We start from the raw sequence: 25,363 nt of genomic DNA on the forward strand, positions 1-25,363 counted from the left end.
GCCAACAAATGCGGTGAATGACACACTGCTTTCGCGAGCAAGCCCGCTCCCACATCTATCCTGCGTAACCCTCCGGATACGTTCTGTAAAACCTCCCCCGCCTCTCTCTTCCTCACCTCGTCTACCCTTGAAAAACCGCAGGAAGCGGCCCTCTCTTTCAAGGAACGAGCATGTCCCTCGCGATTGTCCACAGCCGTGCCCAAATCGGCGTCGAAGCCCCTGCCGTCACCGTTGAAGTGCACATGGCCAATGGTCTGCCGTCCCTGACGCTGGTGGGTTTGCCGGAAACTGCTGTCAAGGAGAGCAAGGACCGCGTACGCAGTGCGATTCTCAACTCGGCCCTGCAATACCCCGCGCGCCGGATCACCCTCAACCTCGCGCCCGCCGACCTGCCCAAGGACGGCGGGCGTTTTGACTTGGCGATAGCCCTGGGGATCCTGGCCGCCAGCGTGCAGGTGCCCGCACTGATGCTCGATAACGTCGAATGCCTCGGGGAATTGGCGCTGTCCGGCGAGGTGCGGGCGGTGAAAGGTGTGCTGCCCGCAGCGCTGGCGGCGCGCAAGGCCGGGCGCACCTTGATAGTGCCCAGCGCGAATGCGGAGGAAGCGTGCCTGGCGTCGGGGTTGAAGGTGATCGCAGTGGATCACTTGCTGCAAGTGGTAGCGCACCTGAATGGGCAAGTGCCGATCGAGCCTTACACGTCCGACGGCTTGCTGTACTTGAACAAGCCGTACCCGGACCTGAGTGAAGTGCAGGGGCAATCAGGCGCCAAGCGCGCGTTGCTGATTGCCGCGGCGGGGGCGCATAACCTGTTTATGTTGTATAACAATACACCCCTAAGTGGCGATAACCATAGGCCACCGCTGCCCAGCAAAGGTTGGCAATGAGGAATGAAGGGAGCGCCAATTTCCATACCTCATTGGATTTTGACTACTGGCTATCCGGCGGAAAATTGATCGCCGCTTTGGCGACAAACCATTACGTCCATAGTCTGATAGGGCTTCTTCAAGGCCCCAGAATTCAGAGCTACCACGAGCAACCTCCTGTACGGCAATTGCTCGTAATAGGCGTTCGTAAGCTCTTTCGCACTTACCTCCTGGTCTTCGTCAAACCCAAGTTTGGCTGGGTCGAAAACGGTAGGCATGGAAGAATACTGATCTGGATAGATGCGCGTGAAGTTTGCAAATGCTCCTGCCTCGGGCGCGAGCAGGTCGACATTATCGACCTCCTTTTTCCTACCCTGTGCGCCACGCTTGCAGCGCGCAGTTCGGCGCATGCCCTAAACCCCAATGAATACGGGGCCTGACGGGACTTCAAATTTTCAGCTGTGCGCCGAGGAAAAATTTATTAGTCAGAATAGACTGTTAAAGGCCAATTTTTCCTTTAAATCAGTCATATCTGACCATTAGTGAGTAAAATAATTTTCACCGCGCGCGCCAGTTGCTCTATAATGGTCAGAACTGACTGATAGCGCTAATTTTCTGCCGATAACAAGTCAGATTTAGGCATTAGGAAAAATTAAAAAGAGGCCTGCCATGTCGTTCATGCATCTGCTCAACTCTCCCGCAGAGATCGCTCGTGACGTGGGGAAAAACGCTAAAAAGCTACGGCTATCAAAAAACCTCACGAGAAAGACCTTGGCAGAGCTTTCAGGGGTATCTGAGTCGTCGATCCAGCGGTTCGAGACTGCCGGTTCTATTACTCTCGAATCGATGATTTTGCTGGCCACCGCGCTCGATGAGCTGACTCCGGTAACGACTCTGTTCAAGCCTTCGCAGCCGAACTCCTTCACAGAGCTGAAAAACTCAAAGCGCAAACGGGGTACTAAATGAAATCGCGACAGGATTATCCGAAGCTGAAGCATTTCGAATCCCTTGAGGTCACCAAAAGCGGTGTGAAAGTCGGTGATCTGTACAAGGAGGAGGGGAGTGGGATTTTTTTCACCTACGATCCGACATGGCTCGCTACAGGCTTCAACCTGTCGCCATTCACGATGAAATTTGACGACAAACCCCAGCTTGCTCTTGATCGTGGGCTGTTCGAGGGATTGCATGGCCCATTTGCGGACTCTCTCCCTGACGGCTGGGGCATGCTGCTGATGGACAGATTCCTTAATTCCACATTCGGTGACGGGACGGCCTATACAGTTACTGCCCTGGATCGACTCGCTTATATGAGCGACAGGGCCATGGGAGCATTTGAGTATCACCCCAGAGCCGAAAGAGAGGAGCTGCGGGGTACAGTCGATCTTGCGGAGCTCTTTGAGGCGTCTGTGGAAGTCCTGTCTGGCGAAACTTCGGAAGTGCTTACCAAGCTCCGGCTTGCAGGGGGATCGCCAGGTGGTGCTCGCCCCAAGGCGATTGTCGCGATGTCCGCTGACGGTACACATGCGACGTCTGCATTCGGGCAGATCCCGCATGGATACGATCACTGGATCGTCAAATTTAGAGCACCAGGTGAACCTGTTGAAACCGGTGCAATTGAGTTTGCATACTACCTGATGGCTCGGGAAGCTGGTGTTGAGATGGCCGAGTCGAGCATCCTCAATATGAGCATGCCAGATGGTAGCCGGGAGGGATTCTTCGCAACAAAGCGCTTTGACAGGGAGGGTGATCAGAAGCTTCATATGATCACGGTTTCCGCGCTTATGTATGCGACTCATAAAGCTCCGTCGATGGACTACAGCGGGCTATTGAAGCTCACAAATGGGCTGACCCGAAGTGCTGCAGAAGTCGAAAAAATGGCTAGGGTGATGGTTTTCAATGCCTTGTTTCACAACTACGACGATCACACTAAAAACTTCGCCTTCATCGGTCGTGAGCCAGAGAAGCCTGGCGAGGAAGCTAATTGGACGCTTGCGCCTGCATACGACCTGACTTTCTCTGAGGCTCGGGGTGAGCACACCACTGCATACAGCGGTCGGGGTAAAGCCACCAGGCAGCTGATTATGGAGCTCTGCGCGGACTACAAATACCTCAAGCCGCTCGACTACATTGAGCAAACGTTAGCAGCATTTGCCAAATGGGATGAGGTTTTCAGGGAGGTAAAGATTCCCCTGAAAGCAGGCGCAGCTTATAAAGCCGTGCTGGAAAAAGACCATACCTACTTCAACCTGATCAGACCCACCCGCCGATAACGCGGGTGCTTGGGCTACTGGCTTATGAGCACCTGGCTGGTAGTAAGGCCGTATGACTGTGATAGCAGCCACCAAGGCATTAGAAGATCAGTGTAGCCCACCGCCCCCACCAGAGGGTCGTCATCAGGAATGACGGGGGCGCTAGTTTCCATACCTCGTTGGATTTTGACTTCTGGCTATCCGACGGAAAACTGATCGCCGCTTCGGCTCATCGAGGTCGATTTCGATAAGCCGCTAACGCGAGACGATTAATAAGCTTGAGGCTCACACACCTTATGACCTCGATGTTTAAGCCCGCCATCATTGATACACTCCGGTGACCTTAAAGCCATGGCCCTGGCGCGATCTTATCCATCAACTGCAGTAGCACCGTTGCTGCCACCTGCACCAAAATATCCAAAAACAGCTCTGCGATGATTTTTAACATGTTAGCCCCCAGGCTGTGATTGCATTTCATCCAAGGCGGATGCGGGCGCAACGGAAGGTTTTTTCCTAGCGGCCTTTGGTGGCTTTGGTTTCGGCGCCCCTTCAGCCTCTGTTTTAGCTTTAGCTTTAGCTTTTGCGTCGGCCTCTTCTGCATTTGCTTTTTCGTTCGCAACCGCCTCTTGAAGGGCCCAAAACGCCCTGATTTCAGCGATGTCGTTGCTCCCACCGATATCTGCCAACCGCTCAAGAAACCTCGAGTAGAGATCATCAGTAAGCAGATTCAAACTGTGCAATTTTTCCACTGCCGCGTTCGGATTCAACAAAAGCACATAGTGAAACTCACCGGACGAACCCTTTTTCGTGGTGATGAAATCGTACTTTTTGAGGATCTTCATTCGCCGGCGCCAAGTGTCTACCGCACGCGCACCTGTAAAGCCTGCCTCAGCTGCGAAGGCGGCCTGGTTCTCAACGATTAAAAAAGGGTGATCGGGGGAGCGCGCCCAGAGGCAAAAAAGGGTATGCCCCGCAGGGTGGCCTTTGATTTCGTTCAATGCCTGCATCGCAATCGGCAAGGTACGCGGAATGGTGCTGTAACCATGGTTCCTTTTCCGGCGCCATACCCACTCTTCCGGGAAGCCTGGAAAATGCACATCCATAATGGCCGCAGCCTTCTCAGCCATTTTCATGGCCCTTGCTTTGGTCTGTTTGACGTTTGTCATGTCGGTCTCGGTGTTAAGTGATTGGTGGAACCAATATCCCCCACGCCGAGACAAAAAACCAACCGTCTTTTGGCACCTTTTAGCGCAATTTCATGCCATTAAGACTGCGCTTTCACGCATGCCTAGCATGCCTATTTAGACCGCTTAAGATGATTGAATTACGGCTATTCAGCGCACTTATACTTTTAAATGCCCAGCAATCGCTGGGCTAAAACTAATTTTTGTGTACTCCCGTGCTCCGGTACTCACGTTCTCGTGTACTCCCGTGCTATGGGTGTGATTCCAAAGAGAGGGGCCCACAGGGCCCCAGTAAACCTAAAAACCAGTCATCTTTTTTTGGGCATTAGGGCGTTACTTAAGTGGAGGCGGATTTGCGGCGGTTCGGACGTTGAGCTTGAAAAGCATCGATAGAGAGCTGATTCGACGCGTGGGCCTGCAGTCAGCCAGCAGCTATTGCATGGCAGTCAGGGCTTGGGCCCCTGAGAACCTCTCTAAGCCACGGAAGAAATGATTGTCATGGCAGTTAGCAATTTGGCTTATCGAGCGCTTGAAGCCCTTACAACTCGTAAACGGAGGGGATTAAAGGGATTGCTGCGGTCGCATGCCGCTTCTCCTATTTCTCGCGTCCTGCCGACTGCGACGAAAGGGCGATTTGCAGGCAACGCAGAGCCGGCCTGCCAGCACACACACCAGCAAACGCTGTCTGAGAGCGAAGCGCGCAGCAGGGAAGCAGGCACCCGCAGGAAGAACGTTCATGAACAGGTGGCCCCCGACATGCTGAGCCTCCCTTGTCGGAGCTAAGTGATCGCACTTTGCGCGGGTGAAAGCCGGGGTCTTCAAGCTGCTTATGTTGTAAAACAATACACTCACAAAAGGCATGTTCTATTCCGGGCATCATGGCGATGTGATATACCTCCAGCAGGAAACCAACGCGCAGGGGTTAGCTATGACGGCAGCAAAGTTGCGAATTGACCTTTCATTGGGATTGATCGAGGTTGAGGGCTCGGAAGCCTTTATTCTGGAGCTGTATGGCGATTTTAAGGAGCGGATATCTCATCCAGCCCCCCTCGCAATTCAATCATCCAAACCTGTAATCGCCGAGTCTTCAGAGTTAGACGAGCCTGAGCCCTTGAAGACATACAACGCGCCAGCCTCAGCAAAGACTATCCCAGTTGCTAAAACAGCAGCAACGAACGGCGCACGTAAGCCAAAACGCTCCCGCAAGGAAGAACCAAAACTCCTGACTGATCTTGATTTGAACCAGGGACAACTAGGCAGGCTAAAAGAGTTCCACGGCAAATATGCTCCAAAGACAAACATGGAGCAGAATTTAATTTTCACCTACTTTCTGAAGGATGGGCTTGGACTAGACGAAGTCTCGGAAGATCACCTTTTTACATGCTATCGCACGGTAGGAATCAAAATACCTAAAGCGCTGCGCCAGAGTGTGCTAGACACGGCTCAAACTAAGGGTTGGGTCGATACAGACGCGACTGGGTTGATTAGACTTACTACTGTTGGCCGTAATTATATTGAGCATGATATCGCTAAGAATGCTGATGCCGTATGAGTAGACTCGAAACGTTTGCGCTTGGCATACCAGATCTAGCCACGCGCGCCGCGTCTGAGCTAATCGATTACTTCGTCTATTACGTAACCGTTATAGACGGAGCTGCATCAGCACGACCTGCTGACATTGCAAACTGCTTCACAGAACTGCGAATAACGCCATATAGCAACGTTAGCGCTTACCTCACAAAAAATTCCAATGCAAAAAAGGGAAATAAATTCATTAAGGGAAAAACTGGTTACGTTTTAACCAGGAACTCTCAGTTAGATATTCAAAAAACTATCCACACCGGCCCTGCAAGAATAGAAACCAGCGTATTGTTGAGAAATTTGTTGCCGAACGTCCATAACCTACATGAGCAAAATTTCCTTCAGGAAGCGATTGATTGCTATGAGATAGGCGCACGCCGCTCTGCTATAGTGATGACATGGTTACTAACAGTCGACCACATATGCAAATATGTTTTCGAAACAAAGTTAGCTGACTTTAATGCTGTACTTGCTTCAAACACGGACAAAAGAGTCAAGCTAACCGCAGTAACTAAAGATGATGACTTTTCAGAAATTCCCGAAGGGAAGCTGATCGAGTTCTTGAGGCAAAGCGGGATAATAACTAATGACGTTCGGAAAATATTAGAAACTAAACTCGGCATACGAAACAGCGCAGCTCACCCGGCAGCAATTACAGTTTCGGAAGTAAAGGCAACAGACTTCATCATTGATCTTGTTGAAAACATTATTATTAAGTATCCAAGAAGCTGATAAATGGCTCGATATGAAATCAGGCTGCCTTAACGCAGCTTATGTCTTGTAGGCGCCCATCGTTGTCCACCCACAACGTTGCCTTTCTGGTGGATTGATCAGATAGGTCTGGATGACGCTGGTAGGGGCTCGGCCTGACTAGGTAGAATGATCAGATGCCAGCATTCACCTGAGCTGATAGCCAGTCGGAAGGAAGCGGTTCTTCTTCATGGCATACACACCCACAGCAATTTGCCTGCGGGCAGATCAGGCCAACAAGGGAAGCCGAAGGCAAGGTATGGAAGACAAGGCATTTTGGAGAAACGAGCGTGTAGCATTCCTCGCGCTCACTACAGTAAGTGGCATCGGCTTTTGGTCGCTTCATAAAATTGCGCAAGCGAACTTCGGTTTCAAAGAAACGCTGAGGACGCCAGGGGCGGTGGGAGTGGAGAAGCCCCTTGCTGCTGCGGGTTATGACGGAGAATCTGGCCAGGAATCGCTGTGGGCAGAGGGGATTGCGCTAGCGCGAACTCTTACGGGCCTAGGCATTCGGCTGGTGTTCAAAGGCGAAGCAGAGTTCCCCGAGAAGTTAAGAGCCATCCCTGACGCTCCAGAATGGATTTTTATCCAGGGCCTACCCGAAAATCTCGGCAAACCGTCAGTGGCCGTCGTGGGAACAAGAAAGCCGTCCGACGATGGCCTGTTTCTGACCAAGTACGTGCTAGGCGTATTGGCCGGGATAGGTTGCGTCACCGTAAGTGGCCTGGCGTTAGGGATCGACCAAACAGCGCACATTTCGTCTATCAGGTATTCCCTACCCACCGTAGCGGTTCTCGGAACAGGAATTCTCCAAAACTATCCGAAGGGCTCCAATGAGCTTCGGGAGGAGATTCTGAAAGCCGGTGGGAGTATCGTTTCCGAATACCTGCCGAATCAATCCTACAGTGCTGAGAACTTCGTCCGCCGTAACAGAATACAAGCGGCTCTGTGTGACGTCCTTATTCCCGCTGAGTGGAGCATTAAAAGCGGCACGGCCCACACAGTTAAATATGCAAGTAAGTATCAGAAACGAATAATAAATCTGTTTCTTCCAGGGACTCAAAGTTCTCGCCCGGAGATACCATTTTCAGCCGCAGAATATGGTGCCTCATGGTACGAAGTACCTACAAAAACAGAAAACCTGATTCTATTTCTGAAATCAGTATTGCTGGGCATCTCCGGTAGCTCACCTGATAGTCAGACGGAACACATCTCTGAAATAGAGACAGAAAAGACCACTCTAGAGTCGCTCTCAGAGCAGGATTTGACGCTACATGCAGCGCCGAAGAAGCCGTCTCAGCCAGAGCAAAGGACTCCATCCTCGCCCGAGCCAGAGAGCGATCCCGACAGCCCAAACGGGCCAGGCCAACTCCCCCTAATTTAATCAGGAAGCGTAGAAAGGATGCTAATTTTAACTACTTCCCCGTCAGCCATAATACGGAATGGCCAACCAGCGAAAGATATCGTCCAAGCAATGATCCGCATCGCCTCTAACGGCAACCTGGTTGGTGTGATATCTAATCATGAGAAACCTGCATGGTTCGACCAGGAGTTCGCCGGATCTAAGGTGGCATTTATCCCAACGGATGCTCGGCAAAATGGTGAGATAATCAAAACCATAGCCAAAAACTGCAATGTCAAAACGCACGATATTTTGGTACTAGCCGTCAAAGCAGAAGACTTGCAGATGGCTAAAAATGGGAGAGCCGTACTTGTGGCGGCTGGTTGGTCTACTGACCCGCAAATTAAGGGACTTGGACTAAAAATCAATTCGGTACAAGAGCTTGAAGAACTGACCGTTTTGACAAACGGCTGGAACGGAAAATGGTGGTTTGAAGGAAAGGCAAACACATACACCATCCATGCGCTGGTGGATTTGTCGACCCTTCATAAAGGGGTAACGCAGCAGGTTTTTGCTCAGAAGCTGACTTCGACGGTGAAGAAAGGAGGATCGAGTCTCGCGGCGCTATTGGCAGTCACAGCCCGTTCTATGCTGATTAACAACATCGATCAAACGCCAGAACTATTGTGGGGCGTATATCCTTCATCCGGGAATACCTGTAGCGCAGATGAGGTATTGACGGACTTTACGCACCGGTTGCGCACAACCACTTCTAGGGTTCGATTTGCGAAGCTGGGAGAACCCCTTTTTATCCGCCACACAGCATCAGAGAAACGCTCGGCCAATCGTGGTGGCGACCGCACGAACCCCGCTGGACAGATAACGACCCTTCACCTGAATCCTTTCTACAAAGGGAAAATAGGTGGGCGCAACGTCATCGTTATTGATGATTGCACCACATACGGCGTGTCGTTCGGTGTAGCAGCTGCCTTTCTGCTTAAGGCTGGCGCAAACTCTGTCCATGGGATTGCCCTTGGCAAATTCGGTAACCAGCTTTCGTATTACGATATCAGTATCAACAGTGACCCGTTCAGTCCAATAGCTGCGGACGGATTTACCAGCGCAAATCTAGGCCGCTTCCCTGGTGCAACCGACAGTACAGCACAACAGGTGCTTCAAGCGTTGATACCCTGATTAACCTTGGGAGTCGCGATAAACGCCCCCCAGGGGCATTGAGGCCCTGCTTCTGCTCTGCCGTGGCCTCGTCCGTTGATCGTGCGCAGCGCAGCGAGCATTCGCCGGAGGCGGTTGCTTAGCCCTTGATCTTCAAACAATAGCGACATTACAAGAGCCAAAGCCTTAGGCCCGCAGGGGCCGGGGCAAGGCTCTGGACTGCACACCCACAAAAGCAGACTCTCACACAGTTCTGCTGTTATCTGGGCAACCTAACTGAGATTTTGATGTGCTTTACGATTACAGGCTTTTCTTTGTTTTTGATTTGCAAGATTAAAGACAGATTATTGGCTTTTCGCCTATCTGTATCTTGGCCTGTAATTTCAAGGGTTCCAGACGCATTACGAGCTGACCGGCTAGGGGTGCTATGCCCCCTCCACGGGGGTTCTATGCCCTATTCCAGGGGTTCTGTGCCCCAAAAAAGGGGTGCTATGCCCCCAAATTTTCAGGGGTGCTATGCCCCTTGCAGGGGTGCTATGCCCCGTCCAATGCGCATTCAACATTGGGATTTTTGGAAATTGAGCCACCGTAATGACAATCCCCCCGGTACAGGGGGGGATCGAATAGATTGACAGAGGTTGTATGCGGTTTCTACGGTTGCTAGCTGTTAAGCATACGATTTAGATGAAGCTGCTGACTCCGCGACGGTGGCTTCGTGATGATGATGAGACCCGTATCACCAATAACACCTGCCCAGCGGATTTCTCTATTCATAACTTCAAACGCTTTTCTTAGATCTTTCCTGAAATCAGTAATATTTTTTGATTGGCTACCGCATAACTTATGAATAGTTTCAACCTTGTACTTAAACGGCTTAGCATGAGTTGAATAAAATCCATGAAGCCACAGCGCGAGCGGGTGATTCCTAAGTGCTAACCGCCCTTTCCAATCAAGCATCGTCCAACCATCGGGTGAGTATAACTTCACAATTTTAGGATTAATCGTAATTCTTTGCAGACCTGTCGTATCATCACGCATATGGTGATGTATAAGTTGACCCGCATACGATCTATCACCGTCAGAGACTTCAATAACAGAAGTCATAAGTCGCATGAATGATTCTTTAAGCCAGTCTCTCTGAGATTTTCCAGTTTGCCGACCAATATCTTTAAGAAACCTGTGAGCTGAAAATTCAACGCTATCGCCAAGCTTTGAACCACGCGAAATATGTAAACACTGCTCCCAAACATCCAAGTCTGCTTGATCGAGCTGCGGCCCAGTGTGTTTGATATCTACTCCACCTACACTGGTTATCCAACCAGAGTTGTAAGCGCGCTTTCCTCTTCCAATCGCACCGAAAAGTGCGCTACGCAGAATCGAGTTTGGCACCCCGCGAGTATCTTCCGGCCAGTCTCCAAGGTTGCCATCCCTACCAGCACCCATATCAAACGTCATGGCCCGTTGCAAGTTACGAAGTTTTTGATCTTCACTAATAAAAAATGAATCACTCATTAGCATCACCACTTCTGAGTTCTTTCAATAACTGGCCAACCTGACGAGACTCTTCTACTGTAAGCCAAAGTGTTCTTTGCTTATATCCTTCAGCACGCATGCGTGAAGAGTATTCGGCTTGCCTGGTTGCTCCAGATCTCGTTTTGTGTACAACAATTTGTTTCATAAAATACCCAATAATTGGTCACTGCTGACAGATTACGATTCAGTCAGTAGTGACGCAAATGGTATTTCGAGGTCAATTAAACAGACCTGCTTTTTTAGTTGAAATTACTGGGGTTTTAGAAAGAAAAATATTTTTGTCACTTCTGAGTTAATCGGTTTTTTTAGCGCCCACCGGGCCTGAGGCCGTTATCTTGATCATCAAGGTCATGGCCGTTGCGCTTCCATGTCGGAACATATCCGGCATCCTGTTTTTGTCGAGCCGCCTGATCGTCCTGCTCGATCTGCTCGACCTGGTGCTTCTGTTGCGCACTCGTCAAAGCGTCTTGAATCATCTTTTTCCGATCAACTTCAAGCAGTACAGCGCGTTCCTGTGTTGATTCTGAGACTTTCGCAGCATCCTGGTGCAGCTGTGTGCGCGTATAAGCGCGCCCAGGACGATCAATATCAATGCCACTACGTGTGCCAAGCATTGCTTTAAAAATGGAACCAACACTATCAGCTAGTAACGTGTCGTGCCCTGGCGGTAACTGATGATTTGCCCAGCGTTGCTTAGCTGCTGCAATTGCTTGTTGCTCCAAGCGCTGCGCCTGGGCTTTGAATTGTTGTTGGAAAAACCTGACAACTGGATCATCCGTTTGCGCAATTGCAACGTCTGACGCTTCAACGCCCGACCCGATAGTTGCTTGCTTGTAATCTTCTATAGCGCTGCTATTACTGCTAACGAAATCATCAATACCAGACTTAAGATCTGGAATATCTTCAGCTGCTTTGTCGATTTCGTTAATAGCGTCTGCGTCTGCGCTAAGTTCTGATTCAAGCTCTTTATCTGCTGTTTTGTCTGAATCAACATACTTTTCTGCTTCGCCATGACGTTTTTCGACTCTATCCGTTCTTTCCTCCATGACTCTCTCGAATTCTCGTCCAATAGATTCCGCTGTCGGTCTTTTTGCTTCTTGTAGTTCTCTTTCGCTAATTGCAGCCCCGCTAAATTCACTCTTGTCATAAATTCCACCTCTAAATCTCATGGCCTTTTGATCGCCAAACTTTACAGATATATGTTCATCAGAGTTTCTTGTTATTTCCCCACCAGCCTGTACAAAAAACTTCTCTATATCTTCCCTGCAAGTAATATGTCCGCTATTTACTAAATCGGCGACAGCCTTATGTATCTCTCTTTTGCTTTGTGCATTTTTATCAAAAGGATTTATCTTTATATCTCTCGCAACTGACAAATCCCTGGGGTTTTGCAAGCCAAACTTATTGCACGCATAGTCTACATAGGCGTCGTTCTGTTCTCTAAACTTGTAGTCACTACCCTTACCACGCTTGCCCACATAATTTGGCTCAAAAGGATTCCAATACTTGCCGCTGCCAAGGTGAGCCCTGGGAATTGTGTAATGTATTTCCAAACGCCCGGTATGCGTGTGCTCAACTGCAAGCATATTTCTGCAATCTTCTGGAATGCCAGCAAAGGCGAAGTTCTTGAAGTCTTGCAATATTTCATCTTTGAGCCCTGGATTAGCATTTATCAATGCTGTTTCTTCCGGACTAAAACTAAGCACGCCAGACGTGTACTGGTTTTTAAATGTAAGGCTTTCACACGCCTGAACAAACGACTTAGGGTCGCCCTCCAAGACTACTGGCGCAGGATCTCTTTGTTTCCACTCTAGCAACTCCTTGTCGTAATACCCATCGCCGGTCAGATAGTCCACGGCTTTCTGCGCGTGCGTGGTTTGCATTGCCAGGCCGTTAATCATGCGTGCGCTTCCTTCCTGGTTTCGGCTGTAGGCTGTTTGCCCTATGCGATATAAGCCGCAACTCCTCGTGAATCTCGTTTAATCGCATCAATAGCAAGTCTGTACTTGCACCATGTTTATAGATATTTGCATGCCTTGAAAGCATGTTGATATTTGAGTTCCACCTGCCCAGACAGGCATTTAGGTCGCGCAGTTCAGGCCGCAGATCGTCTTTTGCGGTCACGACCTGGCCATGCTCGATCAGGGCACCAACATAACCGCTAAGGCTTAGCCCTGCGGCCTTAGCGTCGCGCTTGGCCTTTGCCCCTACCCTGGAGGGAATCAGCGTATGCAATTGCACCCAGGGCCGTTCTGTTGCGTCTGACATATATCTACACCTTCTCTGTGTGTTTGATCTTGACCTGGGGTCTGGGGGAACCCCAGTGGGATTAAAGGGCAAAGCCCTTTACAAGGCCGGAGGATGTCGTAGACAACCGCAGGAGGAGCCTTGTTTGCTCTATTACGACACTTGAGAAAAGCATATTTCAAGTTGTTTTGTTGAGTGCGTTTTTTATATGATGATGGGAAATAACAATAAAAGGGGCCGATCATGCATTACTCAAAGCTTAAAATTGCATTGATTTTACTGGCCATTTCATCGAATTCATTTGCTGCAGAAGGGATGATTGTCAAAGACCCTGCTGGACTGATGCAAAATATCTACGCCAATATCAACAGATCATTTGAAGCAATCAAGCAATTTACTGTTGAAAATGCGCGGCTTGTGGCAATTGGTGTATCAGCAGAACAACAGGTTGAAGCAATCAACAATGGCTTTGCAAATACCGTGGCACGCATAGACAAGGGCAAAGAAGAACGGCAGAACCTAGAACAACTTGAACGCTTACAACCGGCGCAGGACGCTTGCAGCACTCTAGCCGTGTCTGCTGGCCTAAATGATGCCACATGCTCTGAGATAGATCAGACAGAACGGCTATCAAGGGATCGAGCACGCAGATACTCGACGGCAACAGGCGGCGGCATATTTGCGAGCAAGACCACCGACGTCCAGGAAGTCAACGCAGAAAACTACAAAGCCGCAATTGAAGTAATGGACAAATGCGATGCCCTGGGCGGAAAGTGCATAGACCCCAAGCTCTGGTTTACTGATTCGCCGCTGACTGTAGATGAGTACAAAGCTTTGCAGCTACAGAACGACCTGGCTGCAAATATAAACATACGCACGCCAAAGGTGGCACAGCTCAAGCCTGGGAGCCCCGAGCATGACAGAGCTGTATTAGAAGATATAAGACGCGAGAATGCGCGAGAACAATCTAGGGGTTCGCTGAATACTCTGCAAGTTCTTAGTCATGGCACGCTCATTGACGGCAAGCGGGAACCTGGGAGAGTTGAGCAGTACAAAAAATATAGCGAGTCACGCCTAGGCAGTGAGACCTGGCTGTGTCAAGTAACTAATTCATGCACTGATATTTACATGCCGCCAGCAGAGGCCCAGCGAAGATCAGCAGAACTACAGGCAGTAGCTATATCACTAGCGCTGGATCAGTACAAATCAGATTTAAGAAAGGAAGCACTATTGCAAAGTGCTTTGCTCCAGGCCGTAAATAAAGAAGCATCAAAATAATAAGAGAGGCTACACAATGAGCGATTTCAAAAGATTGTCACAACAAGACAAAGTTACGTTTATACAAGCGCACGAAAACATCAAGGAAGATGAATTAACTGACAAATTTAATGAAGGTGTTGAAAAGTTTGATGGTTTGCCAAGTAGCCGGGAGTTTATTTTGATTTCAAAACCCGAAGTTACAGACAGGGTCTGGAACTCACTTGTTAAATCAAGAATTGGTAAAGTTATTGATTTTGAAAATGGCGACTCCGAGGAAGAATATCGCAAAGGAATTGTTGTAGAAAAAAATCTGCTTGAAGCATTCATGCAGTTCATTGCAGAAATTCTTCAAAAGATATTTGGAGGTTTTACGGGTGGCAAAGGGAATGAAGCGGACGACGACAGGGCGCCTGGGAAGCCTCGCAGGAAGCGTGACGCAGAGGATGCGTATGAGTGCCGATAGCCCCCTCTCCTTTCGCCCTGGAGCAGCACGGCTATGAGATCTAGCTTAACGATATCGTTAGCCATTTTTGCAGCTGCTGTAGCAGCAGGGCATGCAAATGCGAGCATTAACACTGTCTCTTCAGCAAAGTCAGTTGCGGCTAAAAATACGACAGATGCGATCCTTAGAAGTCCGGATGGTGTGCACTGGATTGATTCAAATTTAAAGGTATTGTCAGCAATGAAGCGCGACGACAAGACGCTGAGAATCGACGTGGGTTTGCTCATGGCAGCTTGCGAAGACGCAGGCTCAAAGACAACTGACAATCGTAAATTTGCGGAGTGTTACAGCAACTGCTACACGAATTGCCACGCGTCCCATTTTCGTTGATTAGGAACGACCACAAGGATGTGGCAAGCGCAGGGAATGCATATGAGTGGTGACAGCTAGCCGCCGACCACCTTCGGCGGTCAGCAAACAGACGACTCCCCCAGCCCGGTAATGCTGGTTTTTTTCCTGGCATGTAGTCGGCTACTTTTCAGCCTAATCCTCCCTCGCCTGATCTAACGCAGCGTTCAAAGACCTTGAATGAACTCTTTTTTTGGCCTTGGGAGGTTCGCCTTTTCCATTGCGCACTGCACCCCCTCAAGTACAGACCAGATTCTGATTACCTCTTCAGGGTTCAGGGCATCAACAATATCGCGGTGGGTCAACGCCCAAATAGCCAGATTCCCAGACTCGACAAAACCTGTCTCAAGCACCTTTTTGGAAGCTATTTTCTTCTCTGTCAAATGCCGCTCCATCAGGAGGTAGTTCACCTGGATGATTTCCTCATGCGTGAGCAGCGGAAGAACTGCCGACGGAACTTTGAAGGTGTCTACGTTAACGCTAGCAATCATTTTTTCCCGCGTGCGGCGATCTTCCGAAACGTAAACCGGGCGCAGGAGCTGAAGCTTTTTACCCACCTTTTTCAGACGCATTTCAACCTCTCCACATACTGTATGAATATATAGTATTGTGATAGTCAGTCAATGTCAATGACTGACGTCAGTCTTTTTTCATGTACGACTATCCATATATTTTCGTAGACAGCCTGATTTTTAGCTGGGGCGGCTGGAAGTCAGGAGCCGAAGGCTGCTGGCTGATAGCTGCCAGCCGCCGGCAGGCAACCTTGCCATTGCCACCCCGTGCTAGAGCGTTTTTCAAAATAGAGTGGCACCAGAATATAGGTATATGGCCTACCAGAACCCACCAATCTGGTATACGATGCACGCCCTCACCAATGGCCGGAGGCCTCAGGATGCACACGGAAATCGTTATGTATAAGCGTCACGCGGAAATGAGCGCACAGGAGCGCTTAGAGTATCTTGCGGATGACCTGGAGGCGTATATTCCCTGCCCTTATTCCCGCGACGTTTTGGAAAGCTGGCTGTCGCTCCAATTAGCCAGCGCCGAACACATTGGCCCCGAAGCCGGAACGTCGCTCGATATCGCTTATGAGGACTGGATTAACCCAGATGACGACGACGAAGAAGACGATTGATCAAGAGACCTTGAGCACGCTTGTCGAAAACAACGCGCTAAGAGAGTTACGGGCCGTTCGGGAAGGCCCGTGCTGGGCTCTAGAAGGGCGAATAGGTACTATTTGGCTACCTGTGCGCAGTCGTAGAGAAGAGAAGCGCTTATGGCGCTCTCTGACCGCCGTAGAGCGGTTCTGTAAGACAGCAGGTGTAAAGCAATTGCTTGTCGAGCTGTAATGCGAAGAAGCGTATTTGTAAGTTATATTTTTTTCGGCACTGCTTTATTAGCAAGCATGGAGTCTATTCTGCTTTGCTCTCTGACAAGCTCAAGCAGCTCAAATGCCCTTGCAACCATGCCTGAATGCATCGTTGCAAAGGCACCATCGTCACCTTGACTGCGTAATACCTCAGTCAGTTCTCCGGTGTACGGATAATACTCAATCAGGTCGGAAACCTGCTTCATTAAAAAAGTGAGAACTCCGTCCACCTCAATTGCGTAAAACACCGTATTTTCCTGACGCTCGATTCGAACTTTCACCTTCAGCGCTTTTAGCAAATAGTTTGCCCTGGCTCGCCCTTCAAAACTCAAAAGATCAAGTTTCGAGAAAAAGTCTTCCTTGTTTATGATTTTTTCTCGCTGAGAATCGCGCTTCAGCTCATTCCTTGTATGTTTTAGTTCTTTCAACTCTTGCTCAAAGCGTAGAGCCGCTTGCATGACAAAATCAGGTAGATCACCACTGACGTCCAATAGCTGACTTTCGATTTCGGCTTGGCGCTTTTTAATCATATCTAGCCGCAAATCAACTTTTGTAATTTCTTTTCGAATTTTAGCCTGAGAGTCCTGCACGAGGCTCAAGCTATCAACCTTGGCTAAGATTTCCATATATGCACGTTCAGATCGGGCCAACTGCACAATCTTATTGGTGCATCGGCCCTTGGCGCTTCCGTAACACCTTAGATATTTTCCACCCTTGGGCGGTTGTCCTTTGTTTACCAAATGCATGGACTCGCCACACAGCGAACACTTAGCAAGACCCTGCCATAAATTAAAGTTCGCGGCTGACTTCGTAGCTTTAGAAACACTACGCGTGGTGCGTGCAGATTGAGCCTCAAAGAATAAATCCTCGTGTATCACTATAGGAAAAAAACCGGGTACAGGCTCACCCAACGTTCCGCGTTTACCGTCAATCAACCCTGTAGGCTGGTACTCACCTAAAACGGCTCGATTTGAAAGGATTTTTCCCGTCGAACTACTCCCCCAAGCGCCTGACGCATTTCTTTTGTTTGAGCCAAAAATTGGTACGTTATCCGCGTTAAGTATCTTAGCAATTGCACGATGACCGTGCCCTGAAACTGCAAGCTTGAAGATCGCTTTAATAACTTCAACTCGCTCAGGAATTTCAACGTATTTACCACCCTCAAGTTTAAGCCAGTATGGACACGCACGACCCAGTGGCGTTTTAGTCTCGCGAGCAGCTTTTTGTTTCTGCTTCCAGGCCTTACTTACTCGTTCACCCTTTAAGCTTGATTCGCTATGAGCACGACTCATCTGAAAGATGCCAACCATGATATCGATGGCATCATAATCTTTCGTATAAAGCTTATTATCAGCCACCGAATATATCTGGATATCGCACCTCAAAATATCCAAAAATCGAGGTAGCGCTTCACTTACATGTTCCCGACTCAATCTGTCGAGGCTTTCAATTATCAGCACTGACCCTGGCTCGATAGTTCCATCTTGTACATATTTTAGGAAGCGGGCAAGTTGGCCCGTATCGTCCAAATGCCTACCTTTAAATGCTGACCTACCCCGATCAAAAAACAAATAGTCTTCATTTTTAACTAGCTCTAGGCCGTTTTGCAGGCAGTAATTTTCAGCTGCGGCCCGCTGTCGGCGATAGCTATCACCCTTTGCTTGTTCAGGTGTGGAAAAGCGGATGTAGCTATACGCCTTGGTGCCTGGAGTGATCACGGTAGTCTCGGAGAAGTGATATAGGTGTAATGTATCACAACCTGTTGTTCAGCGGGCCGCCTGGCACTGGCAAGACCTTGCTCGCCAGCCGCCTGCCGGGGTTGCTGCCGCCATTGAGCGAGCAGGAAGCACTTGAAGTCGCGGCGATTCAATCCGTGGTCAGCCTGGCGCCTCTGAGCCATTGGCCGCACCGCCCGTTTCGCCAGCCACACCATTCCGCGTCAGGCCCCGCGCTGGTGGGCGGCGGGTCGAAACCGCAGCCTGGGGAAATCACCCTCGCGCACCACGGGGTGTTGTTTCTGGATGAGTTGCCGGAGTTTGATCGCAAGGTGCTGGAGGTGCTGCGCGAACCCCTGGAGTCAGGGTGTATCGTGATTTCCCGCGCGCGCGACCGGGTCAGCTTCCCGGCGCGCTTCCAACTGGTGGCGGCGATGAACCCCTGCCCTTGCGGCTACCTGGGCGACCCCAGCGGGCGCTGTCGGTGTACACCAGAGCAGATCCAGCGCTATCGCAACAAGCTCTCCGGGCCCTTGCTGGACCGCATCGACCTGCACGTAACGGTCGCTCGTGAGACCACGGCACTGAGCCCCGCCGAGCTGGCTGGGGATAACACGGCGAAGGCCTCGGCAGAAGTGGCCCAGGCCCGGGAGTGCCAGCAACGGCGCCAGGGTTGTGCAAATGCGTTTCTGGATCTGCCGGGCCTGCGCAAGCACTGCAAGCTGCCGAAGGTCGATGAAGGCTGGCTGGAAACCGCCTGCGAACGGCTGACACTGTCGCTTCGCGCAGCCCATCGGTTGCTCAAAGTGGCGCGCACCCTGGCCGACCTGGACCAGGTGGAGGCGATCACCCGTGACCATCTGAAGGAGGCCCTGCAATACCGCCCGGCCTCCATCACCTGAACCTCAGCGGAAGCGATCAACCTCATGCCGCAAGCCCGCCGCCAGCGTCTCCAATTCCTTGGCGGTAATCGCCAGATTGGACACCACTTCGCGCTGTTCGCTGTTGGCCAGCGCAATGCTCTGCAGGTTACTGCTGAGCAGGGTCGCGGTGCTGCTCTGCTCTTGCGTCGCGGTGGTGATCGCTGCGAACTGCTGACCCGCCGAGCGGCTTTGTTCGTCGATACGCGCCAGGGCCGAAGCCACGTCGGCGTTGCGCGACAGGCCTTCCTGCATCAGCGCGTTACCGTGCTCCATGGTGCTGATGGCGTTGCCGGTTTCCTGCTGGATGCTCTGGATCATCCCGGAAATTTCGTCGGTAGCTTGGCGAGTGCGCGAAGCCAGGTTGCGCACCTCGTCGGCAACCACCGCGAAACCACGGCCTTGCTCGCCGGCCCGCGCCGCTTCAATGGCCGCGTTGAGCGCCAGCAGGTTGGTCTGTTCGGCAATCGAAGTGATCACGCCGACGATCCCGCCGATTTCCTGGGAGCGCTGGCCAAGGGTATTGATCACCGTGGCCGTGCTGTTCAGCGCGGTGGCGATGTGTTCCAGGGACGACGACGCCTCTTGCATCGAGGTGCGGCCAATACGGGTTTGCTGGGCGTTTTCCTGGGCCAGGCGTTCGGTACTGCCCATGTTGTCGGCGATGTTCAGCGAGGTGGCGCTGAACTCCTCCACCGCGCCGGCCATGCTGGTGATCTCGCCGGACTGCTGCTCCATGCCTTCATAGGCACCACCGGACAAACCGGACAACGCCTGGGCACGGCTGTTGACCTCTTCAGCCGCGCTACGGATGTGCGAGACCATGGTCGACAGCGCTTCACCCATCTGGTTGAAGCTGCGCGCCAGTTGGCCGATTTCGTCATGGCTGGACACATTCAAGCGTGCGCTCAAGTCGCCCGCGCCCAAGGCCTCGGCCTGGCGCACCAGGTCACTGAGTGGCTGCAATTTGCTGCGCAGCAACCAGACCGCCGCGCCCACGGCAAACAGCATCGCCAGCACACTGCCAATCACCAGGCGAATACCCACCGCCCAGGTGACTTCGCGGATTTCAGCCTTCGGCATGCTTGCCACTACCGCCCACGGGCCGCCTTCAAACGGCACGGAGACGCTGTAGAAATCTTCGTTTTTGTCGCTCCAGAAGCGGCCCACACCCGGCTTTTTCGCCAGGTCGAGCATCACCGGAACCGCCTGGTCCAGCGCCTGCACGCCCGCAGGCGGCACCAGCCAGCGTTTCTGCTCATCCAGCAAGGCCAGGGAACCGGTCTTGCCGATACGGAAGCGCTTGAGGTTTTCAAACTGGGCGTTCTGCGCGTCGGTGTAGTCGAAGCCGACAAACAGCACCGCAATCACCTTGCCGGCGGCATCACGCACCGGGGTGTATTGGGTCATGTAGGAGCGGTCGAACAATACTGCGCGGCCCACGTAACTCTGCCCGGCGAGCAGGCGCTGATAGGCCGGGTGCTGATGGTCCAGGGCCGTGCCGATGGCGCGGCTGCCATCCTGTTTGGTCAGGGACGTGCTGATGCGGATAAAGTCTTCGCCGCTGCGCACAAACACCGTGGCCACGCCGCCGGAGGTGTCCTTGAACTCGTCGACTTCAGCGAAGTCGTTGTTCAACACTGCGCTGCCCAGGGACAGGCTCGGCGTTTGCACGCCAGCGACGGCTACCGGTTGGTCCGCACGCAGACTCAGCCCGGCGCCGAAGCGCTTTTCAAACAGCCCGCTCAAACGCTGAGTGCTCTCGCGCAGGGTGCTGTGAAAGGTGTTGAGTTGGTCGGCGAGCAGGCGCGCCTCGCTGGCCAAGTGTTCCTCGCGGGTGTCGAGGTTGGCGGAGTCGAGTGAACGCAAGGCAAACACAGTGCTGCCGCTGATGACGACAGCCAGTATCACGGCGAGTGCGAGGCCTAGCTGTGAAGCTATCCGGGCGCGAGGTTGAGACATGAAGGCTCCTGGCCGAGGCCAGGATCATCCTGATCTCATAGCACTGCTCGGCAAATTATCTAGTGGGAAACGTGGGTGCACGATGGTTCCAACACACCTTCTTCGGCGGGCAAAAGCAATACTTGAGCGATTTATAGGGGTATCACGCAAACGGTTGCGTAGCAGCGTTTGAAGCGACTCAATCGAGGCGCTTTACGGCGGGCAAAACCATGGCTTGCACCTCACCCTGCAGAAACTCCGCCAGCCGCCGCAAGCGCTCGCCACCGGGTCGGGTTTTCGGCCACACCAGGTAATAGTTTTCCCCGCTGGCCACGGCGGTTGGCCAAGGCAGGCTCAGCCGTCCCTGGGCCACGTCCTCGGCCACTATCAGCAAGTCGCCCATGGAGACGCCGTACCCCCGCGCGGCGGCGATCATGCCCAGCTCGAGGGTATCGAACACCTGCCCGCCCTTGAGCGATACCTGGGATGAGAGCCCCATGCGCTCCAGCCAATTGCGCCAGTCGCGCCGGTCCGGGGTGGGATGCAGCAGTTCTGCGGTGGCCAGGCGCGTCACATCCCATGGCCCGTCCGCCAACAGATTCGGTGCCCCGACCGGGATCAGCAGCTCGGGGAACAGATAACTCGCCTCCCAATCTGCCGGAAAGTGCCCGTAACTCAGCAGCACCGCGCAGTCGAAAGGCTCCTGGTTGAAGTCGACCTCATCCACGCTCATCCAGGCGCTGGTCAGTTGTACCTCATTGCCCGGCTGCAAATGCCGGAAGCGGCTGAGCCGCGCGAGCAGCCAGCGCATGGTCAGGGTCGACGGCGCCTTCATGCGCAGGATGTCATCTTCGGCGTTCAGGGTGTGGCAGGCGCGCTCCAGTGCGGCAAAGCCTTCGCGCACGCCGGGTAGCAGCAGGCGTGCGGCTTCGGTGAGTTGCAGGTTGCGCCCGTTGCGCTGGAACAGGCGGCAGGCGAAATGCTCCTCCAGAGTGCGGATATGTCGGCTGACCGCACTTTGGGTAATCGACAGCTCCTCCGCCGCACGGGTGAAGGAGTTGTGCCGGGATGCGGCTTCAAAGGCACGCAGGGCATAAAGCGGAGGAAGACGACGGGACATAGGGAAAGCTCCGACAGCGCAATGTTGGAAACCCTACCAGAATCAAACTCGCATGAGTTTTAATCATGCCAACGATCGCTTTTATCCCTTTGTGCAATGGGCTGAGAGCGCCGAGAATCAACCCTCCCCCAACCCTCTGATTTTTTGAGCGTGATGATCATGCAGCATCCGACGCGTACCGAACTCTGGGCCATTCTGCGGCTGTCAGGGCCGTTGATTGCCTCACAGTTGGCGCACATGCTGATGGTGCTGACTGACACCCTGATGATGGCGCGCTTGAGCCCCGAGGCCCTGGCCGGTGGCGGCCTGGGCGCGGCGAGTTATTCATTCGTGTCGATTTTCTGCATCGGCGTGATTGCCGCCGTGGGTACCCTGGTGGCCATCCGTCACGGCGCCGGGGATATCGAAGGCGCCACTCGCCTGACCCAGGCCGGGCTATGGCTGGCGTGGCTGATGGCCCTGGTCGCCGCGCTGCTGTTGTGGAACCTCAAGCCGCTGCTGCTGCTGTTTGGCCAGACCGAAACCAACGTGCAGTCGGCGGGGCAATTCCTGACGATCCTGCCCTTCGCCCTGCCCGGCTTCCTGAGTTTCATGGCCTTGCGCGGCTTCACCAGTGCGATTGGCAAGGCGAAACCGGTGATGGTGATCAGCCTTGGCGGCGCGGTGGCCAACTACCTGCTCAACCATGCGCTGATCGAAGGCATGTTCGGCCTGCCGAAACTCGGCCTGATGGGCATTGGCCTGGTCACGGCCCTCGTCGCCAATGGCATGGCATTGGCACTGATGTGGTACATCCACCGCAACCGCAGCTATGCCGCTTACCCGCTGAGCACCGGCCTGCTGCGCCTCAATACCCGGTATCTGCGCGAGTTGTGGCGCCTGGGCCTGCCGATTGGCGGCACCTATGCGGTGGAAGTCGGACTGTTTGCGTTTGCGGCGCTGTGCATGGGCACCATGGGCAGCACGCAGTTGGCCGCGCACCAGATCGCCCTGCAGATCGTCTCGGTGGCCTTTATGGTGCCGGCGGGAATGTCCTACGCCGTGACCATGCGCATCGGCCAGCACTACGGCGCCGGGCAACTGTTGCGGGCACGCCTGGCGGGGCGTGTCGGGATCGGTTTCGGTGGCGCGGTGATGTTGGGATTTGCCGTGGTGCTGTGGCTGTTTTCCGACCCACTGATCGGACTGTTCCTTGACCATAACGATCCGGCGTTCCACGACGTTATCGTCCTGGCCGTCAGCCTGCTGGCCGTGGCGGCCTGGTTCGAGCTGTTCGATGGCGTGCAAACCATCGCCATGGGCTGCATTCGTGGGCTGAAGGATGCCAAGACCACTTTCCTGGTCGGCCTGGGTTGCTATTGGCTGATCGGCGCACCCTCGGCCTGGTTGATGGCGTTCACCCTGGGCTGGGGCCCGACCGGTGTGTGGTGGGGCCTGGCGCTGGGCCTGGCCTGCGCGGCGGTGAGCCTGACCTGGGCGTTCGAAGCGAAGATGAAACGCATGATTCGGCAAGAGCCACAAGCCTATAGCGCCATGCAAGCTGCTCAGCCGGATTGACAGCTGTACTCGTCAATGTGGAGGGCTTCGCAACTCAACCCAGCAGGGCCTGCTGGTCTTTGCCCACGGTCAGGTACTCGACCAATTCAGGCAATGGCAGCGGCTTGCTGATCAGGTATCCCTGGGCCTGGTCGCAGCCAAACAACCGCAACAATGCCAACTGTTCAGGGGTTTCCACACCTTCGGCCACCACTTCCAGGTTAAGGTTGTGGGCCAGGTTGATCATGGCGTGCACCAGCTTGCGGTTTTCTTCGCGCTCCTCCATGCCGCCGACAAAGCTCTTGTCGATCTTCAACAAGGCGATCGGCAGGCTGTTGAGGTGCACGAACGATGAGAAACCGGTGCCGAAGTCATCCAGCGAAAACCGCACGCCCAGGCGGCCCAGCGCATCCATGGTCTGCCTGACCAGGTCACTGCGGCGCATCACGGCGGTTTCAGTCAGTTCAAACTCCAGCCATTGCGCTTGCACCCCACGCTCGGCAATCAGCCGGCTGAGGGTCGAGAGCAACTGGCTGTCCTGGAACTGGCGGAACGACAGGTTGACCGCCATGTGCAGCGGCGGCAGGCCACGCTCGCGCAGGTCCTGCATGTCGCGCAGGGCGCGGGAAATCACCCAGTAGCCCAGCGGCACGATCAGGCCACTCTGCTCGGCCAGGGGCACGAACTCGCTGGGCGGCAACAGCCCACGCTCGCCATGACGCCAGCGCACCAGGGCTTCCAGGCCGACGATATGCCCGTCGCCCAGGTCCAGGCGGGGCTGGTAGTGCAGCTCCAGTTCATCCCGGCGCAAGGCGCGGCGCAGCTCGCTTTCCAGGTCGGCCAGGCTGCGCGCGTTGCGGTTGATGCGTTCGTTGAAGATATGGAAAGTGCAGCCCTGGGTGCTTTTGGCTTGCTGCATGGCGATGTGCGCGTGCCACATCAGCGGGTCGGCCCCGGCGCGGGCGCGGGCATGCGCCACCCCCAGGCTGCAACCGATCAGCAGGCTTTCGCCATCGACCCAATAGGGTTCAGCCATGACTTCGGTGATGCGCTCGGCCATCCACTCGGCGCGCTGAGGCGCACGGCGGGTGTCGATCAGCAGGGCGAACTCGTCGCTGCCCAGGCGTGCCAGCTGGTCGCCGGCCTCGAGCTGGCTCTTGAGCCGCGAGACCACTTGCAGGATCAACCGATCGCCGGCCTGGTGGCCGAGGGCGTCGTTGGCATGGCGAAAGTTGTCGAGGTCCAGATGGCCGAGGGCCAGGCCGCGACCTTCATTCTCGGCCAGCCGCGCCGCCAGCAAGGTCTGGAAACCCTGACGGTTGGCGATACCGGTGAGCGGGTCCTGCTCGGCCAGGCGGTTCAGGGTGTTTTCCAGCACACCGCGCTCACGCACATGGCGCAGGCAGCGGCGCAGTGTTTCGGCGTCGAGTACAGAGCGAACCAGCCAATCGCTGACGCCAAGGGGGGAAACCAGCGGCTCCTGCTCCAGCAGCAACACACACGGCAGGCTGCAACGGCCAGGACCGGGCTGCAAGCTGGGCGTGGTCAATAGCACGGCGCTGTGGTCGTCATCGAACAGACGACTCACGGAGTCCCAGTTTGGTGCGCTGATCAGCACAGCCCCATCGCCCATCGGCGCCAGGCACTCGCGCATCAACGCTGCCCAGGCTGGCTCATCGGCCAGCAGCAGCAAACGCAAGGGTTCGACAGGCGTAGACAAGCTAGCT

At 53.4% G+C, this 25,363-nt stretch carries 20 protein-coding genes and 2 pseudogenes; 12 read left to right on the plus strand and 10 right to left on the minus strand.

Going from position 1 to position 25,363, the window contains the following annotated elements:
• Positions 1-170: 170 nt before the first annotated feature.
• Positions 171-818: pseudogene (locus WBR57_RS00750) on the plus strand (magnesium chelatase domain-containing protein); the annotation flags it as partial.
• Positions 819-937: 119 nt separating this feature from the next.
• Here the strand turns inward: WBR57_RS00750 and WBR57_RS00755 are convergent.
• On the minus strand, positions 938-1,276 hold the full coding sequence (locus WBR57_RS00755) for a hypothetical protein (protein WP_122459109.1): 339 nt from the start codon (positions 1,274-1,276) through the stop codon (positions 938-940).
• Between the two features lie 259 nt (positions 1,277-1,535).
• Here WBR57_RS00755 and WBR57_RS00760 point away from each other — a divergent pair, with 259 nt between their 5' ends.
• Both WBR57_RS00760 and WBR57_RS00765 read left to right on the plus strand, forming a co-directional pair.
• The gene (locus tag WBR57_RS00760) at positions 1,536-1,832 is read left to right on the plus strand and encodes a helix-turn-helix domain-containing protein (RefSeq protein ID WP_122459107.1); all 297 of its coding nucleotides are present in this window, start codon (positions 1,536-1,538) and stop codon (positions 1,830-1,832) included.
• A complete protein-coding gene (locus WBR57_RS00765; RefSeq protein WP_424081221.1) occupies positions 1,829-3,136 on the plus strand; it encodes a type II toxin-antitoxin system HipA family toxin in 1,308 nt (435 codons plus the stop codon). Before WBR57_RS00760 ends, WBR57_RS00765 begins: the two co-directional genes overlap by 4 nt.
• Positions 3,137-3,564: 428 nt before the next feature.
• Here the strand turns inward: WBR57_RS00765 and WBR57_RS00770 are convergent, their stop codons facing one another.
• The gene (locus tag WBR57_RS00770; protein WP_424081223.1) at positions 3,565-4,281 is read right to left on the minus strand and encodes a hypothetical protein; all 717 of its coding nucleotides are present in this window, start codon (positions 4,279-4,281) and stop codon (positions 3,565-3,567) included.
• A gap of 946 nt (positions 4,282-5,227) precedes the next feature.
• Between WBR57_RS00770 and WBR57_RS00775 the strand changes: the two genes are divergently transcribed.
• The 4 genes from WBR57_RS00775 to WBR57_RS00790 all read left to right on the plus strand — a co-directional run bounded on the left by WBR57_RS00775 (position 5,228) and on the right by WBR57_RS00790 (position 9,166).
• Positions 5,228-5,851 carry a hypothetical protein gene (locus WBR57_RS00775; RefSeq protein ID WP_163032497.1) on the plus strand — a complete coding sequence of 208 codons (624 nt, stop codon included), beginning with the start codon at positions 5,228-5,230 and terminating at the stop codon, positions 5,849-5,851.
• Entirely contained in the window at positions 5,848-6,612 is a 765-nt protein-coding gene (locus tag WBR57_RS00780; protein ID WP_424081225.1) for a hypothetical protein, read from the plus strand. Before WBR57_RS00775 ends, WBR57_RS00780 begins: the two co-directional genes overlap by 4 nt.
• 277 nt (positions 6,613-6,889) lie before the next feature.
• A complete protein-coding gene (locus WBR57_RS00785) occupies positions 6,890-8,014 on the plus strand; it encodes a DNA-processing protein DprA (RefSeq protein WP_240036016.1) in 1,125 nt (374 codons plus the stop codon).
• 90 nt (positions 8,015-8,104) lie between these two features.
• Positions 8,105-9,166, plus strand: a complete 1,062-nt coding sequence (locus WBR57_RS00790; RefSeq protein ID WP_240994100.1) for a phosphoribosyltransferase — start codon at positions 8,105-8,107, stop codon at positions 9,164-9,166.
• 639 nt (positions 9,167-9,805) lie between these two features.
• Here the strand turns inward: WBR57_RS00790 and trfA are convergent.
• The 3 genes from trfA to WBR57_RS00805 all read right to left on the minus strand — a co-directional run bounded on the left by trfA (position 9,806) and on the right by WBR57_RS00805 (position 12,946).
• Positions 9,806-10,657, minus strand: a complete 852-nt coding sequence (gene trfA, locus WBR57_RS00795) for a plasmid replication initiator TrfA (RefSeq protein WP_163001019.1) — start codon at positions 10,655-10,657, stop codon at positions 9,806-9,808.
• A gap of 326 nt (positions 10,658-10,983) precedes the next feature.
• Positions 10,984-12,579 carry a hypothetical protein gene (locus tag WBR57_RS00800; protein ID WP_424081228.1) on the minus strand — a complete coding sequence of 532 codons (1,596 nt, stop codon included), beginning with the start codon at positions 12,577-12,579 and terminating at the stop codon, positions 10,984-10,986.
• Positions 12,572-12,946, minus strand: a complete 375-nt coding sequence (locus WBR57_RS00805) for a hypothetical protein (protein WP_122459092.1) — start codon at positions 12,944-12,946, stop codon at positions 12,572-12,574. Before WBR57_RS00805 ends, WBR57_RS00800 begins: the two co-directional genes overlap by 8 nt.
• A gap of 222 nt (positions 12,947-13,168) precedes the next feature.
• On the opposite strand from WBR57_RS00805, the gene WBR57_RS00810 reads away from it, so the two are divergent.
• Positions 13,169-14,203 (plus strand): hypothetical protein, encoded by a 1,035-nt coding sequence (locus tag WBR57_RS00810; RefSeq protein WP_424081231.1) that lies wholly within the window; start codon positions 13,169-13,171, stop codon positions 14,201-14,203.
• Positions 14,204-14,219: 16 nt separating this feature from the next.
• A complete protein-coding gene (locus WBR57_RS00815) occupies positions 14,220-14,648 on the plus strand; it encodes a hypothetical protein (protein ID WP_424081232.1) in 429 nt (142 codons plus the stop codon).
• Between the two features lie 554 nt (positions 14,649-15,202).
• Here WBR57_RS00815 and WBR57_RS00820 read toward each other — a convergent pair.
• Positions 15,203-15,607 (minus strand): hypothetical protein, encoded by a 405-nt coding sequence (locus WBR57_RS00820; protein ID WP_424081233.1) that lies wholly within the window; start codon positions 15,605-15,607, stop codon positions 15,203-15,205.
• A 338-nt stretch (positions 15,608-15,945) separates the two neighbouring features.
• On the opposite strand from WBR57_RS00820, the gene WBR57_RS00825 reads away from it, so the two are divergent.
• The gene (locus WBR57_RS00825) at positions 15,946-16,170 is read left to right on the plus strand and encodes a hypothetical protein (RefSeq protein ID WP_163001018.1); all 225 of its coding nucleotides are present in this window, start codon (positions 15,946-15,948) and stop codon (positions 16,168-16,170) included.
• A 236-nt stretch (positions 16,171-16,406) separates the two neighbouring features.
• Here the strand turns inward: WBR57_RS00825 and WBR57_RS00830 are convergent, their stop codons facing one another.
• Positions 16,407-18,122 (minus strand): recombinase family protein, encoded by a 1,716-nt coding sequence (locus tag WBR57_RS00830; protein WP_424081236.1) that lies wholly within the window; start codon positions 18,120-18,122, stop codon positions 16,407-16,409.
• A 35-nt stretch (positions 18,123-18,157) separates the two neighbouring features.
• Between WBR57_RS00830 and WBR57_RS00835 the strand changes: the two are divergent.
• Positions 18,158-19,021 (plus strand): annotated as a pseudogene (locus WBR57_RS00835) (YifB family Mg chelatase-like AAA ATPase); the annotation flags it as partial.
• A 3-nt stretch (positions 19,022-19,024) separates the two neighbouring features.
• Here WBR57_RS00835 and WBR57_RS00840 read toward each other — a convergent pair.
• Together WBR57_RS00840 and WBR57_RS00845 are read right to left on the minus strand one after the other, a co-directional pair.
• Entirely contained in the window at positions 19,025-21,001 is a 1,977-nt protein-coding gene (locus tag WBR57_RS00840) for a Cache 3/Cache 2 fusion domain-containing protein (protein ID WP_424081238.1), read from the minus strand.
• 178 nt (positions 21,002-21,179) lie between these two features.
• Positions 21,180-22,100, minus strand: coding sequence for a LysR substrate-binding domain-containing protein (locus WBR57_RS00845; protein ID WP_424081240.1), 921 nt, complete (start codon positions 22,098-22,100; stop codon positions 21,180-21,182).
• A gap of 153 nt (positions 22,101-22,253) precedes the next feature.
• Between WBR57_RS00845 and WBR57_RS00850 the strand changes: the two genes are divergently transcribed.
• Positions 22,254-23,657 (plus strand): NorM family multidrug efflux MATE transporter, encoded by a 1,404-nt coding sequence (locus tag WBR57_RS00850; protein ID WP_424081242.1) that lies wholly within the window; start codon positions 22,254-22,256, stop codon positions 23,655-23,657.
• Positions 23,658-23,691: 34 nt separating this feature from the next.
• Here the strand turns inward: WBR57_RS00850 and WBR57_RS00855 are convergent, their stop codons facing one another.
• Positions 23,692-25,356 (minus strand): putative bifunctional diguanylate cyclase/phosphodiesterase, encoded by a 1,665-nt coding sequence (locus tag WBR57_RS00855; protein ID WP_424081244.1) that lies wholly within the window; start codon positions 25,354-25,356, stop codon positions 23,692-23,694.
• Between the last annotated feature and the right edge of the window lie 7 nt (positions 25,357-25,363).

Origin of the sequence: Pseudomonas sp., from assembly GCF_049590575.1 — a bacterium.
Classification (GTDB): Bacteria; Pseudomonadota; Gammaproteobacteria; order Pseudomonadales; family Pseudomonadaceae; genus Aquipseudomonas.

Excerpts from the sequence above, each read along its gene's own strand:
- WBR57_RS00770 (WP_424081223.1), bottom strand. The coding sequence starts at position 4,281 with ATGACAAACGTCAAACAGACCAAAGCAAGGGCCATGAAAATGGCTGAG.
- WBR57_RS00790 (WP_240994100.1), top strand. The coding sequence starts at position 8,105 with ATGATCCGCATCGCCTCTAACGGCAACCTGGTTGGTGTGATATCTAAT.
- WBR57_RS00760 (WP_122459107.1), top strand. The coding sequence starts at position 1,536 with ATGTCGTTCATGCATCTGCTCAACTCTCCCGCAGAGATCGCTCGTGAC.
- WBR57_RS00820 (WP_424081233.1), bottom strand. The coding sequence starts at position 15,607 with ATGCGTCTGAAAAAGGTGGGTAAAAAGCTTCAGCTCCTGCGCCCGGTT.
- WBR57_RS00850 (WP_424081242.1), top strand. The coding sequence starts at position 22,254 with ATGATCATGCAGCATCCGACGCGTACCGAACTCTGGGCCATTCTGCGG.
- WBR57_RS00800 (WP_424081228.1), bottom strand. The coding sequence starts at position 12,579 with ATGATTAACGGCCTGGCAATGCAAACCACGCACGCGCAGAAAGCCGTG.
- WBR57_RS00840 (WP_424081238.1), bottom strand. The coding sequence starts at position 21,001 with ATGTCTCAACCTCGCGCCCGGATAGCTTCACAGCTAGGCCTCGCACTC.
- WBR57_RS00785 (WP_240036016.1), top strand. The coding sequence starts at position 6,890 with ATGGAAGACAAGGCATTTTGGAGAAACGAGCGTGTAGCATTCCTCGCG.
- WBR57_RS00825 (WP_163001018.1), top strand. The coding sequence starts at position 15,946 with ATGTATAAGCGTCACGCGGAAATGAGCGCACAGGAGCGCTTAGAGTAT.
- WBR57_RS00845 (WP_424081240.1), bottom strand. The coding sequence starts at position 22,100 with ATGTCCCGTCGTCTTCCTCCGCTTTATGCCCTGCGTGCCTTTGAAGCC.
- WBR57_RS00805 (WP_122459092.1), bottom strand. The coding sequence starts at position 12,946 with ATGTCAGACGCAACAGAACGGCCCTGGGTGCAATTGCATACGCTGATT.
- WBR57_RS00780 (WP_424081225.1), top strand. The coding sequence starts at position 5,848 with ATGAGTAGACTCGAAACGTTTGCGCTTGGCATACCAGATCTAGCCACG.
- WBR57_RS00775 (WP_163032497.1), top strand. The coding sequence starts at position 5,228 with ATGACGGCAGCAAAGTTGCGAATTGACCTTTCATTGGGATTGATCGAG.
- trfA (WP_163001019.1), bottom strand. The coding sequence starts at position 10,657 with ATGAGTGATTCATTTTTTATTAGTGAAGATCAAAAACTTCGTAACTTG.
- WBR57_RS00810 (WP_424081231.1), top strand. The coding sequence starts at position 13,169 with ATGCATTACTCAAAGCTTAAAATTGCATTGATTTTACTGGCCATTTCA.
- WBR57_RS00765 (WP_424081221.1), top strand. The coding sequence starts at position 1,829 with ATGAAATCGCGACAGGATTATCCGAAGCTGAAGCATTTCGAATCCCTT.
- WBR57_RS00755 (WP_122459109.1), bottom strand. The coding sequence starts at position 1,276 with ATGCGCCGAACTGCGCGCTGCAAGCGTGGCGCACAGGGTAGGAAAAAG.
- WBR57_RS00815 (WP_424081232.1), top strand. The coding sequence starts at position 14,220 with ATGAGCGATTTCAAAAGATTGTCACAACAAGACAAAGTTACGTTTATA.